This is a genomic window from Eggerthella sp. AM16-19, from assembly GCF_003474385.1.
Classification (GTDB): domain Bacteria; phylum Actinomycetota; class Coriobacteriia; order Coriobacteriales; family Eggerthellaceae; genus Senegalimassilia.
Genome location: NZ_QUCY01000004.1, coordinates 98978 through 113607, shown reverse-complemented (window position 1 = coordinate 113607; position 14630 = coordinate 98978). Strand labels below are relative to the sequence as shown.

The window sequence follows — 14630 nt, the reverse complement described above, 5'->3', positions numbered from 1 at the left end:
AACCTGGATAGGAGAATCTGAACCCCCATCAACTTTACGCCGTCGAAAGAGTTGCCGCCATTTGACAATGTATCAACTGCGCCCTACTCTTTCGAACGGAGTAAAAGTAATAGGGTCGAACATCGCTGGACGCACGGCGATGGTCGGCACAAGAAAGGACGAAGATCATGAAACTCAAGAAACGCGATGGTTGGATGATCGCTGGCGGTTTCGCTCTGGGCACGCTGGGCTTGAAGGCGCTGAGCAGCTCTGCGGCGAAGAAGTGCTACGTGCAGGGCGTTGCCAAGGGCCTGCAGGCCAAGGCCGCCTATCAGGACGTAGTCGAGCAGGCCAAGGCCCAGGTCGACGACATCGTGGCCGAGGCCAGCTACATCAACGAGTCCGCAAAGGCCGAGCCGACCGCTGTCGACGGCGAATAGCGCGAAGACGTCGTTATGAAATATCAAATCGCAAATGAGCTTCCGGGCCGTTTGCGCGTGAAGCTGGCGGGCCCTGTCCCGCCAGCGGACTTGGATGCGCTGTATCGCGTGCTGGGCGCAAGCCCCGATATTGCGAAATCAACCGTCTATCCGCGCATCGGCAGCGTGGCCCTGGTCTACAACGCCGCCCCTGGCGCCCGTGCGCGCGTGCTCGACCATCTGGCCGGCATCGACGCGGCGGCCATTGCCAAGGCCAAGCAGGGCTGCGGCCTCGAGCTTGCCCCGCGCTCGCATTCCCTGCTCATGGACTTGGCTTCGCTGGTGGGTTTCCACTTCATGCGGCGCTGGTTTCTGCCCGCGCCCTTGGCGGCCGCCTGGACGGTGTTCAGCTACCGCAAGTTCCTGTTCGCCGGCCTGAAGTCGCTGGCGGCGGGCCGGCTGGACGTCCCAGTGCTCGACGCGGCGGCCATCGGCATATCGTTCGCGAAGCGCGACCCGCGCACGGCGGGGCTCACCATGCTTCTGCTCAACGTGGGCGAGACGCTTGAGGAGTATACGCGCAGCCGCTCGGAGGGAGCGCTCATCAACGCGTTGCTCGATCTGCCCGAGACCGCTCAGCTGGTGGAAGGCGACACCGAGGTGCAGGTTCCCTCCAGTACCCTGCGACAAGGCCAGCTCATCGCCGTGCGCACCGGCATGCCCGTGTGCGTGGACGGCACGGTGGTGCGCGGGTGCGCCATGGTCAACCAGGCGGCGCTTACCGGCGAGCCGCTGGCCGTGGAACGCACCGTCGGCGACGACGTGTTCGCCGGCACGGCGGTGGAGGACGGCGAGATCATCGTCGAGGTGAAGGCCAACGAGGGCCAGACGAAGCTGCGCACCATCGTGAACCTGGTCGAGCAGACCGAGTCCTACAAGTCGCAGACGCAGTCGCGCATGGAACGCCTTGCCGATCGCATCGTGCCGTGGAACTTCCTGCTCGCCGGCATCGTGGCGCTCACCACGCGCAGCCTGGTGAAGACCTCGGCTGCCCTTATGGTCGACTACTCCTGCGCGCTCAAGCTCACCGGCTCCATCGCCGTGCTGTCGGCCATGAGCCAGTCCGCCCAAGCGGGATTCACCGTGAAAGGTTCGCAACACTTCGAGTCCATGGCGCATGCCGACGTCATCGTGTTCGACAAGACGGGCACGCTCACCGAGGCGGCCCCGCAGGTGGCGCGCGTGCTTTCCCTTGACGGTTGGGACGATGACGAGGTGCTTCGCTTCGCCGCGTGCTTGGAGGAGCACTTCCCGCACCCGGTGGCCCGCGCGGTGGTGCGCGCTGCCGCCGACAAGGGCCTCGAGCACCGCGAGCGCCACGCCGAGGTTGAGTACATCGTGGCGCACGGCATAGCCAGCTCGCTTGACGGCAAGCGCGTGGTCATCGGCTCGGAACATTTCGTCGTGGAGGACGAGCGGGTCGAGATCTCCGAAGCGCAGAAGGAGCTCATCGCGCGGGAAACCGAGGGCCTCTCGCCGCTTTACCTTGCCGTGGATGGCAAGCTCATGGGCGTCATCGGCGTGCAGGATCCGCTCAAGGCCGGCGTTCCCGAGGCCATCGCCGAGCTTCGCCGCCTGGGGCTTTCGCGCGTCATCATGCTCACGGGCGACAACGAGCGCACCGCCGCGCGCATCGCCGCGCGCGCCGGCGTCTCCGAGTTCCATGCGAACCTGCTTCCCGAGGACAAGTACGCCTTCGTTGAGAAGCTCAAGGCGGAAGGCGCCCACGTGGTCATGGTCGGCGACGGCGTCAACGACGCCCCGGCGCTGGCGCTCGCCGACGTGGGCATCGCCATGGGGCAGGGGACCGCGGTGGCCAAGGAGGTGGCCGACATCACGCTCACGGGCGGCCAGCTCGGCTCCATCGTGGCGCTGCGCCGCATGAGCGAGGGTCTCATGGGCCGCTTGAACGGCAGCTTCAAGGAGGTCATGGCCATCAACTCGACGTTGCTGGCGGCCGGCATCGGCGGCATCATCTCCCCGCAGATGTCCTCGCTTCTGCACAACGCCTCCACCGTCGCGCTGTCCATGCGCAACGGGAAGCGCTACGACGCATAGGCCCGTCGAGAGCCTGCGGGCATCGGCCGATTGGCGGTCATGCGTCTAGTGCCGGAGCCCGATGGCGTTCGACGGTCGATGGGCGGTCGCGCGCTCAGGGCCCGCGGCCTTACCTCCAGAAAGGAATTCTCGAACTCAGCCGGACATGTACGGTTGAGTTCGAGAGCAAATGCGAAGTGTTCGGATGAACTTGAAAATCAACCTTAGGTAGCGGGTTCGTGAAGACCGCACCGAATCTTCAACGCCCCCGTTGCAAACGCCCGGGGGCGTTGTTATAATCCGAGGGCTGTTTTATCACACATGCGTGTGCGACCCTTCCCGCTAGTGGCCGAAATCGGTTGCGGGTGAAAGGGGATGACCGCACGCAGAGGACTAACGAATGGAGAGTGTCATGGCTAAGATCAGCATTCAGACCCTGCTCGACGCAGGCGCGCACTTCGGTCACCAGAAGCGTCGTTGGAACCCCAAGATGAAGCCGTTCATCTTCGGCGCCCGCGGTGACATCTACATCCTGGACCTCAAGCAGTCCCTCGTGGGCATGGACCAGGCTTACACCTTCGTCTCCAACGTCGCCAAGAACGGCGGCTCCGTCCTGTTCGTCGGCACGAAGAAGCAGGCCCAGGAGGCCGTCGCCGACGCCGCCAACCGTTGCGGCATGCCCTACGTCAACGCCCGTTGGCTCGGCGGCATGCTCACCAACTTCGTGACCATCCGCTCTCGCGTCACCCGCATGGAGGAGCTGGAGGCCATGGAGGCCGACGGCCGTATGGCGCTGCTGCCGAAGAAGGAGCAGATCCTGCTGCGCAAGGAGCTGTCCAAGTTGCAGCTCAACCTCAACGGTATCCGCAACATGAAGCGCGTCCCCGACGCCATCTTCGTGATCGATACTAACCGCGAGGAGATCGCCATCCGCGAGGCTCATCGTCTGAACATCCCCGTGGTGGGCACGCTCGACACCAACTGCGATCCCGATGACGTCGAGTACGGCATCCCGGCCAACGACGACGCCATCCGCTCCGTCAAGCTGCTGGCCGACTTCATCGCCGACGCCGTCGTCGCCGGCACCGGCGCCCCCGTTTCCGCTGAGGAAATGGCCGCTCCGGCCGAGGCCGAGGCTGCTCCGGCTGCCGAGGCTGCCGCTCCTGCTGCCGAATAAGCACGGGGCCTAACCCACTGGTGTTGCACGCCGTCGGTCCCCGTAGGGCGGCCGACGGCGTTCGAGGTTATTAACGGCGGCGCTCAGGCACCGCCGCAACAAGGATAGAAAGGATCCAACGTGGCTGCTATCACCGCTTCCATGGTCAAGGAACTGCGCGAGATGACCGACGCCGGCATGATGGAGTGCAAGAAGGCGCTCGTCGAGGCCGATGGCGATATGGAGAAGGCCGTCGACGTGCTGCGCACCCGCGGCCTGGCCGCTGCCGCCAAGAAGGCCGGCCGCGCCACCAACGAGGGCACCGTCATGACCGTCGTGGCCGATGATGCCAAGTCCGCTGCCGTCGTCGAGCTGAACTGCGAGACCGACTTCGTGGGCATGAACGAGAAGTTCAAGGCCTACGCTGAGAAGCTGGGCCGCGCCGCTCTGGCCGCCAACGCCGCCGACGTCGAGGCTCTGCGCGCCTCCACCTTCGAGGGCGAGCCCGTCGAGGACATCCTCACCGACGCCATCCACGTGCTGGGCGAGAACATCCAGCTCCCCCGTGCCACCACCGTCAACGCCGGTGGCATCGCCTCCTACATCCACGGTGGCGGCAAGATCGGCGTTCTGGTGACCTTCGACGTCGAGGGCATCGACCCTGCTTCCGAGGGCTTCCAGGCTTACGGCCGCGACGTTGCCATGCAGGTTGCCGCCGCTTCCCCGGTGTCCGCCAACCGCGAGTCCGTGCCGGCCGAGGTCGTCGAGCATGAGATGGGCATCTACAAGGCTCAGGCTGCCGAGTCCGGCAAGCCCGAGGCCATCCAGGAGAAGATGGCTACCGGCCGTATGGAGAAGTTCTACAAGGAGAACTGCCTGACCGAGCAGGCCTTCGTCAAGAACCCCGATCAGTCTATCAACCAGTACACCGACGAGTGCGCCAAGAACCTGGGCGGCACCATCAAGGTGACCGGTTTCGTGCGCTGGGCTCTGGGCGAGACCGCGTAACCCACGCTTTTCGCCACATAGCCAGCGAATCGCAAAACGCTGCGGGCCGCTCCTTCGCCTTGCATCCGCTTTCATGCTGCGACATCGGCCGTCGATGCCGCAGCGGAAGCGGCCGCAAGGCACGGGGCGGCCCGTTTTCCTTTCTCGGGCCATTATCGCTTCTGCGCGTCCGCGAATGCGTTGATACGTTTGCTTTCATCGTGAAGGCCCGCCTTGCGCGGGCCTTCGCTTTATAATGGGCTTTCGCAATCTAGTTCATCCAGGGGGGTTTGCATGTCTGAGAAAGAGATCATCGTCGTCGAGGGCAACAACGTCCTTTCCGGCGAGGTGAGGGTTTCCGGCGCGAAGAACTCGGCTTTGAAGCTCATCGCCGCCTCGCTTTTGGGTCAGGGCGCCTCAACGCTGCACAATGTGCCCCTTATCAGCGATATCGTCGTCATGTCGGAGGTGCTCGAGTGCCTCGGCGCCACCGTCGAGCGCGACGGCCACACCATGGTCATCGACACCGCTCAGGTCACGTCCCATGAAACACCCTACGAGCTGGTGTCGAAGATGCGCGCGTCCATTAGCGTGCTCGGCCCGCTGGTGGCGCGTTTCGGCCAGGCGCGCGTGGCCATGCCCGGCGGCTGCCAGATCGGTGCCCGCAAGATCGATATGCACCTGGTGGGTCTTGAGGCCCTGGGTGTGGAGTTCACCGTGGACCACGGGTACCTGAACGCCTACACGCCCAACAGCCTGCACGGCGCCGATGTCACATTGGAGTTCCCCAGCGTCGGCGCCACGGAGAACTGCCTTATGGCCGCCATTACCGCTCATGGCACCACCTGTATCGAGAACGCCGCGCGTGAGCCTGAGATCGTCGATTTGGCGAACATGCTCAATGCCATGGGCGGTAAGGTCAGCGGCGCCGGCTCGTCCATCATCCAGGTGGAGGGCGTGCCGCTTGAAAGCCTGCATCCCTGCGAGCACACCACGGTGGGCGATCGCATCGAGGCCGGCACCTTCTTGGCGGGCGGTGCGCTCACGGGCGGCCCGGTCACGGTGCGCGGCATCGACCCGTCGTACCTGCATATGGCCATCATGAAGCTGCGCGCCATGGGCTGCTGCGTCGAGGCAGGGGAGGATTGGATCACCTGCAGCCGCAATCAGCCGCTGCAGCCCACCGATATCCAAACGCTTCCGCATCCGGGCTTCCCCACCGACCTGCAGGCCCAGTTCATGCTGCTGTGCAGCTTGGCCCACGGTACATCCATGGTCACCGAGAACGTCTTCGAGAATCGCTTTATGTTCGCCAGCGAGCTGGCGCGCATGGGCGCCGATATCACCATCGAGGACCATCATGCGCTCGTGCGCGGCGTCAACGACCTGCAGGGTACCGACGTGTCCTCCACCGACCTGCGCGCCGGCGCGGCGTTGGTGCTGGCGGGCATCGTGGCTGAAGGCGAAACCCGCGTGCACAACATCAAGCACATCGACCGCGGCTACGAGGACTACTGCGGCAAGCTCTCCCAGCTCGGCGCGAACGTGTCGCGCCGCCAGGTTGGCGCGGCCGAATAGCCGGACGGGAGCGTCATGGTCAGGAAACGCAAGGACATCACGCAGATCAACTCCAAGCTCACCTCGCGCCGCATGCGCAGCGCAACCTTGGGATCGCACGTCCCCAGGGTGCGCCCGGCGCATATGAACGCCGACCAGGTGGGTTTCTCCAGCCCGCGTAGGCAGAAGCGCGCGCAGCGCGGCTACGTGAGCAACGTCATGCCCAGCGCCCAGGGCCCGCGAAGCCGTACCGGTTATGCCAGAGGGCTCGAGTTCTCGCCGGGGGTCAAGCGCCGCACGCTCGCGAAGCGCGTGGGCATCGCCGTGGCGGTGGTTGCCGTGTTGGCGGCCGTGGCGTACGGCGTGGGCTCGTTCACCCTCATGGGAAACCTTAACGGCAAGCTGGCGCTCAAGGATTCCGATGCCGCCAAGGCGCTCACTGCCGTGAAGTCCGGCGATCCGTTCTACACGCTCGTCGTGGCCGAGCTCGATACCCCGGGCATGCCGAACTCCGCCGAGGGCCCCGATGCCCTAGCTCTGGTGCGAACCGATTCCTCGGGTAAGAACGCCTGTATCATCAGCATCCCCGCCGATGTGCAGGTGTCGCTGAAGGACGGCAAGTATTACCCCATCAGGCAGGCGAGCGTGCGCGAGAGCGATGCCAGCCTGGTCGGCGCCGTTGCCAACTTCGCCGACGTGAAGATCTCGCATGTGGTGAAGATTGACGCAGCCGGCCTGGTGCAGCTGGTGGACACGCTCGGCGGCGTGGATATGGACCTTTCCGAAGAGGTGGACGACCCCAATGCCGGCAGCGTGTACTTGCCTGCAGGCGCTCAAACCCTCACCGGCGAAGGCGCTCTAACGCTGGCGCGCGCCACGAACTTCTCCTCGCCTAGGCAAACCCAGGCGGAAAATCAGCGCAAGCTGCTCGAGGCGGTGTCGTTGCGCATGGTGTCGGGAGGCAAGTCCAGCTTGGTCGGCCTGCTCGACCAGCTGCAGGGCGCCTTCGGCACCGACATGGGCTCAAGCGATGCGCTGTCTTTGGCCGAGAGCCTCAAGGGCATGAGCACCGACTCCGTCACGGGCGCCCTCGTGCCAGGCTATGTCACGCAAAGCGACGGCCAAGATGTGTTCGCGGTTTCGAACTCCTCATGGACCGAGATGATGGACCGCGTCGATTCGGGACAGGAACCCGCCGAGCAGACGCAGGCTGCCACCACCGACCCCGGAAGCTTCACCATCACGCTGAAAAACGGCGGCGGCATCACGGGCGCGGCGGCATCCATGGAGTCGACGCTCACCTCGAAGGGCTTCAAGGTCTCGGAGACGGGCAACACCGACACCTCCGTGTACAGCGAAACGCTGGTCATCTACAACTCCAGCGACGCGCAGCCGGCTGCGCAGACCGTGCTCGATGCCATGGGGGTGGGTCGCTTGGTGCAGAACACCGGCGCCTATTCGTTCGGCACCGATGTGCTGGTTATCCTCGGCAAAGACTGGAAACCATCATCGTAACCCCATCCAAACGCCCGATGGCCCCATCGGACGCTGTGGTAGAATCGCTCATGATGAACAAAAGACCGAAAGGCAAAGGAGAACCCCATGGTTGAGAAGACCGATGTTGCAGCAGTGCTCGAGCTCATCCGACCCAGCCTGCAGGCTGACGGCGGCGACGTGAAGCTCGTCGACGTCGACGAGGACGGCGTGGTCACCGTCGAGCTGCAGGGCGCTTGCAAGGGCTGCCCCATGTCCCAGATGACGCTGGCCAACGGCGTCGAGCGCATCCTCAAGGAGCGCGTACCCGGCGTCACCCGCGTGGTGCCGGCGGTCATGTAAGCAGGTGTAAACATCAGGTAAGCAGGCGGAGAAGGGAAGCGGAAGGCATGAAGTGTTGGGAATTGCGCGGTTGCTACGAAGATGCCGAGATGAACGGCCGATGCCCGCATAACATTCCCGGCGAACCGTGCCCCGCAGATTGCCACTTCGCCGCCTGCTTCCGTCCCACCCACGTGGTGTGCACCGATTTCGGCAAGCTGCTCAACCCCAGCCGCGATTTCGACGCGGCGGTCAAGGAGATCTGCCGCTTCTGCGAGTTCTTCTTGGAGCACGGGCCGAGCACGGCCGATCGCGCAGACGAAGGCCCCACCCGTCAGGGCAACCCGAACAGGTTCTTGCTCTAAGGACGTTTCAGTGGAGGCCGTGAACATACATGCCGCGTGCCCTCGCTGCGGGTGCGGCACGTTCGATATGGCGCGATACCGCGCCATTATGGTATTGGGCCCTGAAACGGCCCTGTTCACCCTTGATTGCCCTAAGTGCGGCGCGCAGGTTCAGCTGTTGCGCGCCATCCCCGGCCCGCTTCGTGAAGAGGTTAGGGCAAGCGCTCAACAGGTTGGCGCAGGGGGCTTGAACTAAGGTATCCTTTTCTCCGTTCGACTGCTATGGAACGGAGCTTTTCCCATGTTAAATGAGATATATCACATGCTCGACCCGGTGGCGTTCGTCGTCGGGCCTTTTGTTGTGCGCTGGTACGGTATCGCTTATGTCGCCGGCTTCTTGTGCGCGGCGCTTGTGCTGTGGCAGGTGGCGAAGCGCTGGAAGGTGCGGGTGAATGCGGACAGCCTGCTCACCGTGGTGCTGTGCGCCATCGTGGGCGTTATCTTGGGAGGACGCTTAGGCTATGTCCTTGTCTACGGCGACGGCTACTATTTCTCCCATCCCGCCGAGATCTTGGCGTTCAACCATGGTGGCATGAGCTTCCACGGAGGCCTTATCGGCGCGCTGCTTTCGGGTCTCGTTGCGGCACGCTTCACCGGCATTCCGTATCTCACGCTTGCGGATATGGGCTGCATCGCGGCGCCCATCGGCTTGTTCTTCGGCCGCTGCGCCAACTTCGTGAACGGCGAGTTGTGGGGCGCGCCCACCAGCTTGCTCTGGGGCGTGGTGTTCGGCGGCGCGGCGGGCGCGATGCCGCGTCATCCCTCGCAGCTCTACGAGGCCCTGCTCGAAGGCGTCGTGTTGTTCTGCGTGCTGTACATCCTGTCGCGCAAGCAACCGCCGCGTCCGCAGGGGACGTTTTTGGGCGTGTTCCTGGTAGGTTACGGCCTGTTCCGCTTCCTTATAGAGTTCGTTCGCCAGCCCGATGCGCAGATCGGCTACCTGTGGGGAGGGTGGTTGACTATGGGCCAGGTCCTCAGCGTGCCGCTCATGGTGGCGGGGGCGTGTGCCCTTGTTTATGCCGTTCGCGTTAAGAAACCGCAAAAAGGGCTTCCAGAAATGATACAAAAGCAGTAACATATAAATACGCAACAGACGGGCTGCGGGAGCGTAACGGGTTGGCGAACATCTACCCACGCGCCCTCCGCGCTTGCAAGGCGTTTTCTATACTGAGAGCAACGGCACCATGGGGGTTGCCGTTGAAACCTGAGAGGGGTTTACCATGGACGTCAAATTCTTCAAATGCATGCACTGCGGCAACGTGGCTATCAAGCCGTTCGACCAGGGCGTGCCCATGTTCTGCTGCGGCGAGAAGATGGTTGAGCTGCGTGCCAACGACACCGATGGTGCCAAGGAGAAACACGTGCCGCAGGTCGTCGTCGACGGCTCCACGGTTCACGTGAAGGTGGGCGAGGTCGCCCATCCCATGACGCCTGAGCATCTGATCGCGTTCATCGTGCTCGTCACCGAGAAGGGCTACCAGATCGCTCCGCTCACCGCGCAGGACGCCCCTGAGGCAACCTTCGCTCTGGCCGCCGGCGATGCGCCGGTGAAGGCGTACGAATACTGCAACCTCCACGGCCTGTGGGTCAAGGAAATCTAGCCCCGGCAACGCGCGCGAAAAGGACGGACCCGCAGCGGTTATGCTGCGGGTCCGTTTTCGTCTCGGCGGGCGCATTCGCATGATGCTCGCTGATTTTCGCGGAGACTTTTGCGATGAGTCTAGTGCAAAAGTGGGGTTTTCCGATTGCCGATAAATCGCAGCCGTTTAGCGGTATAGTTTTCAATTGTGTGAGACGAAAACCGCAACGGTAAGGTGGCTGCATGGCAAAGCGAACGAAGATCGTATGCACCCTTGGCCCGTCCGTCGACAGCGAGTCGACGCTCAAAGGCCTGATCAACGCGGGTATGGATATCGCCCGATTCAATTTCTCGCACGGCTCGCATGATGAGCAGCGTGCGCGCATGGATCGCTTGCGTAAGGTTCGCCGGGAGATGGACAGCCCCTGCGCCATCTTGCTCGATACCAAAGGCCCCGAGATCCGCACGGGCGAACTGGCAGGTCATAAGCCGGTGCAGCTTATGGCCGGCAACTCGTTCACGTTCACCGAGGCGGGTGTCGAGGGCAGTGATCGCGTGGTCACCCAGACGTGCAAGGGTCTGGCCGATGTCGTTTCGCCCGGTACGGTCATCCTGGTTGATGATGGGCTTATCGAGCTTGCCGTCGACAGCGTCGAGGGCGGCGACATCCATTGCACCGTGCAAAACTCCGGCATGCTCGGCGAGCGCAAATCCATGAACCTTCCCGGCACATCGCTGCCCTTGCCGGTCATGACCGACCAAGATCGCGCCGACCTGCTGTTCGGCATCGAACAAGGCGTCGACTTCATCGCCGCATCCTTCATTCGCGATGCTGCGGGCGTCCGCGAGATGCGCGCGTTTTTGAACGAGCATGGCGGCGCCGACATCATGTTCCTCTCGAAAATCGAATGCCACGAGGCCGTCGAGAACATCAACGAGATCATAGAGGCGTCCGACGGCATCATGATCGCCCGCGGCGATCTGGGCGTGGAGGTCCCGGCCTATAAGGTGCCGCACATCCAGAAGGAGATCATCCGCGCCTGCAACCGCGCGTCGAAGCCCGTCATCACGACAACGCAGATGCTCGATTCCATGATCCGCAACCCGCGTCCCACGCGTGCTGAGGTGGGAGATGTGGCCAACGCCATTTACGACGGCACCGATGCGGTCATGCTGTCGGGCGAGACGGCGTGCGGCCAGTACCCGGTTCCCGCCGTGCAGATGATGGCCCGCGTCGCCGAGGCCAGCGAACCGTACCTGTTCGACGAGCGCTTCCCCGATCGCACGCGCGTTGCCGCGCGCGTGGCGCTGGCCGTGGGCCTTGCCGCCGTGCAAACGGCCGAGACCGTCAACGCCGCTTGCATCGTGGCGCCCACCATGTCAGGCCGTACCGTGCGCTTGGTGTCCAATCTGCGTCCGCGCGTCCCCATCTATGCGGTCACGCCGTCGGAGCGCGTGATGCGTCAGCAGCAGATCCATTGGGGCGTCGTGCCCATGCTCGGCGATGTGCAGGGCGATATGCCCAGCGTCGTGAACAATGCGCGCGATGCCGTGGTGTCCAAGGGCCTTTTGCGCCCGGGCGATGTCGCCGTGTTCACTGCCGGCGACCGCTCTACCAGCCCTGTGGTGTCCAAGGGCCCTGACGGCACGGAGTCCGTTGCAGCCACCAATGTCATGTACGTGGTGCAGATCCGGGAAAACGATACAACCAAACAAAAGGGAGGGAAGTAATGCCGCAGCAGCGTTACTACCTTGCCATCGACATCGGGGCGTCAAGCGGGCGCCACGTGCTCGGTAGTGTGAACGGCAACGGCATCATCGAGCTCGAGGAGGTGCACCGCTTCGACAACGTGCAAGTGCGCCGCCGCGGGCACGATTGCTGGGATATCGACATGATCTGGGAGAATATCCTGGTCGGTCTGGAGAAATGCCGCAAAGCCGGCAAGATCCCCGAGACGATCGGCATCGACACCTGGGGCGTCGACTTCGTCTTGGTCGATGCACGGGGTCGGCTCGTCGGCGACGCGGTGGCGTATCGCGATGCGCGAACCAACGATGTTGCCGCCGATGTCGATGCGGGCATCGGCCTGGAGAGGCTCTATCGCGTCACGGGTATCCAACGCCAAGCGTTCAACACGGTCTATCAGCTTGCGGCGCTCTCGCGCGAGCGCCCCGAGGAGCTTGAGGCGGCCGATCGCTTCCTTATGGTGCCCGAATACCTGAACTACCTGCTCACGGGCAACATGGTCAACGAATACACCAACGCCACCACCACGAACCTCGTCAACGCCCGCACCTGCACGTGGGATGCGTTCGCCCTTGAGGCGGCGGAGGCTCCCGCGCGCCTGTTCGGCGAAATCGCCATGCCCGGCACGGTGGTGGGCGGGCTTGCGCCCGAGGTGCAGCAGCGCGTGGGCTTCGATGCCCGGGTGATGCTGCCCGCCACGCATGACACGGGCTCGGCGTTTTTGGCGGTACCTGCGCGCGACGCGCAGGCCGTCTACCTTTCAAGCGGCACGTGGAGCCTGCTCGGCGTGGAACACGAGGGCCCCATCACCTCCGATGCCAGCAGGTATCAGAACTTCACGAACGAGGGCGGCTATCTGAAGCGCTTCCGCTTCTTGAAGAACATCATGGGTTTGTGGATGATCCAGTCCATTCGCCGCGAGCTCAACGGCGCCAGCTACGTCGCCGGCAAGGGCGCCCAGCTCAAGCGCGCCGCCAAGGAGATCGGCTTCGGAGAGTTGGCGGATGCTGCGCGCGCCGAGCAGAAGCTGCATCCCGATGCCCTCGTCCCGCACGTCAACGTCAACGACGATCGCTTCTTGGCGCCTGCGTCCATGATCGAGGAGATCAAGGCCGCCTGTCGCGAGACGGGCCAGCCCGTACCGGACACCGTCGGCGAGTTGATGTGCTGCGTATACGAGAGCTTGACCGGCTGCTACGCTGATTCCATCAACGAACTGTCGGCGCTGACCGGCCGCACGTACACCTCCATCAACATCGTCGGCGGGGGATGCCAAGACACCTACCTCAACGAGCTGACGGCCCGTGCATGCGGCATCCCCGTGTTCGCCGGCCCCATCGAGGGCACCAGCCTGGGCAACCTTATGGTGCAGATGATCGGCGACGGCGTCTTCGCCGACCTCGACGAGTCGCGAGAGGCCATCCGCCGATCGTTCGACGTGGTGGAATATCAGCCCGAATAACCCGAACGCGCAGGGCCGCCGCCGCGCGTCGGCTCTGCGCACCCGAATCGGTTCACCGCCGCATCGCGGCTTGAACATAGCAATTCATCCAAGATAGGAGCGCACATGAGCACAGCTTACGAACTGGCACGCGAGGCATACGCAGCCGAGGGCATCGACACCGAGGCGGTCCTGGCGAAGCTGGCCGGCAAGGCGATCTCCGTCAACTGCTGGCAAGGCGACGACGTCATGGGTTTCGACCAGAAGGACAACGCGGCTTCCGGCGGCATCATGACCACGGGCAACTACCCGGGTCGCGCTCGCACTTTCGAGGAGTTGACGGCCGACTTCGAGAAGGCGTGCAGCCTCATCCCCGGCAAGAAGCGCATCAACCTGCATGCAAGCTATGCCATCTTTACCGATGAGAACCCTTGGGTCGACCGCGACCAGATCGAGTACAAGCACTTCGAGCCCTGGGTGGCATGGGCCAAGGAGCACGGCTACGGCATCGACTTCAACCCCACGCTGTTCAGCCATCCCATGGTCAAGGAGGGCCTGACGGTCTCCTCGCCGGACAAGGATGTGCGCGACTTTTGGATCCGCCACTGCATCGCGTGCCGCAAGATCGCCGAGCGCATCGGCGAGGAGCTTGACGACATGGTGCTCAACAACTTCTGGATCCCCGATGGCCTGAAGGACTACCCGGCAGATCGCTTCGGCATGCGTGAGCGCCTGCGCGATGCGCTCGACGAGATCTACTCCTTCGAAACGCCGCACGTCATCGACGCCATGGAGCAGAAGGTCTTCGGCATCGGCGTGGAGGGCTTCACCACCGGCAACCAGGAGTTCTACGTGTCCTATGCCGCGAAGAAGGGCGGCAACCACGTGGTGCTCATCGACGCCGGCCACTTCAACCCCATGGAAAACATCGCCGACAAGCTTTCCAGCTTGCTGCTGTTCTTCCCGTACGTGCCGCTGCACGTCACCCGCTCCATGCATTGGGACTCCGACCACGTGGTGCTGTTCGACGACAATATCAAGGAGATCGCCGGCGAGATCGTGCGCTGCCCGGACGGCTGGGACAAGGTCATCATCGGCCTCGACTTCTTCGACGCGTCCATCAACCGCATCGGCGCCTGGGCGACCGGCACCCGCGCCATGGAGAAGAGCCTGCTGTTCGAGCTGCTGCAGCCCGTCGAGCGTCTCAAGGAGCTGCAGGATGCGTATCGCTTCTCCGAGAAGATGATCGTCACCGAGCAGTTCAAGACCATGCCGTTCGGCGCCGTGTGGGACGAGTACTGCCGTCGCGAGGGCGTGCCGACCGATGGCGGGCTGTGGGCTCCCATCAAGGCCTATGAGGACGAGGTGCTCTCCGGCCGCGCGTAGGCGGGCAGCCCTTCACGTTCAATGAAAGCAAGCGGCGCGCGCGGAACGCGCATCCGCGCCCGC

The 14630-nt window shown here is 63.7% G+C and carries 13 protein-coding genes; all 13 read left to right on the top strand.

What is annotated here, in order from left to right:
* Window positions 1-167 precede the first annotated feature (167 nt).
* Window positions 168-419 carry a DUF6110 family protein gene (locus DW178_RS03015; RefSeq protein ID WP_286168476.1) on the top strand — a complete coding sequence of 84 codons (252 nt, stop codon included), beginning with the start codon at window positions 168-170 and terminating at the stop codon, window positions 417-419.
* Window positions 420-434: 15 nt separating this feature from the next.
* Entirely contained in the window at window positions 435-2516 is a 2082-nt protein-coding gene (locus tag DW178_RS03010) for a heavy metal translocating P-type ATPase (RefSeq protein ID WP_118349623.1), read from the top strand.
* Between the two features lie 391 nt (window positions 2517-2907).
* A complete protein-coding gene (gene rpsB / locus DW178_RS03005; protein ID WP_042432840.1) occupies window positions 2908-3672 on the top strand; it encodes a 30S ribosomal protein S2 in 765 nt (254 codons plus the stop codon).
* 120 nt (window positions 3673-3792) lie between these two features.
* Window positions 3793-4659, top strand: a complete 867-nt coding sequence (tsf, locus tag DW178_RS03000) for a translation elongation factor Ts (RefSeq protein WP_118349622.1) — start codon at window positions 3793-3795, stop codon at window positions 4657-4659.
* 273 nt (window positions 4660-4932) lie between these two features.
* Entirely contained in the window at window positions 4933-6216 is a 1284-nt protein-coding gene (murA, locus tag DW178_RS02995; protein WP_118349621.1) for a UDP-N-acetylglucosamine 1-carboxyvinyltransferase, read from the top strand.
* A 15-nt stretch (window positions 6217-6231) separates the two neighbouring features.
* Entirely contained in the window at window positions 6232-7710 is a 1479-nt protein-coding gene (locus DW178_RS02990) for an LCP family protein (protein ID WP_118349620.1), read from the top strand.
* A gap of 87 nt (window positions 7711-7797) precedes the next feature.
* Window positions 7798-8031 carry a NifU family protein gene (locus DW178_RS02985; protein ID WP_114620220.1) on the top strand — a complete coding sequence of 78 codons (234 nt, stop codon included), beginning with the start codon at window positions 7798-7800 and terminating at the stop codon, window positions 8029-8031.
* A 47-nt stretch (window positions 8032-8078) separates the two neighbouring features.
* Window positions 8079-8375, top strand: coding sequence for a hypothetical protein (locus DW178_RS02980; protein ID WP_118349619.1), 297 nt, complete (start codon window positions 8079-8081; stop codon window positions 8373-8375).
* Between the two features lie 280 nt (window positions 8376-8655).
* Window positions 8656-9489 carry a prolipoprotein diacylglyceryl transferase gene (gene lgt, locus DW178_RS02970; protein WP_118349618.1) on the top strand — a complete coding sequence of 278 codons (834 nt, stop codon included), beginning with the start codon at window positions 8656-8658 and terminating at the stop codon, window positions 9487-9489.
* A 145-nt stretch (window positions 9490-9634) separates the two neighbouring features.
* Window positions 9635-10015 carry a desulfoferrodoxin family protein gene (locus DW178_RS02965; protein WP_118349617.1) on the top strand — a complete coding sequence of 127 codons (381 nt, stop codon included), beginning with the start codon at window positions 9635-9637 and terminating at the stop codon, window positions 10013-10015.
* A 221-nt stretch (window positions 10016-10236) separates the two neighbouring features.
* A complete protein-coding gene (pyk, locus tag DW178_RS02960) occupies window positions 10237-11724 on the top strand; it encodes a pyruvate kinase (RefSeq protein ID WP_118349616.1) in 1488 nt (495 codons plus the stop codon).
* Window positions 11724-13202, top strand: coding sequence for a rhamnulokinase (gene rhaB, locus DW178_RS02955; RefSeq protein WP_118349615.1), 1479 nt, complete (start codon window positions 11724-11726; stop codon window positions 13200-13202). The genes pyk and rhaB overlap by 1 nt, the downstream gene beginning before the upstream one ends.
* Window positions 13203-13307: 105 nt before the next feature.
* Window positions 13308-14567, top strand: a complete 1260-nt coding sequence (locus DW178_RS02950) for an L-rhamnose isomerase (RefSeq protein ID WP_118349614.1) — start codon at window positions 13308-13310, stop codon at window positions 14565-14567.
* The last annotated feature ends 63 nt before the right edge of the window (window positions 14568-14630 follow it).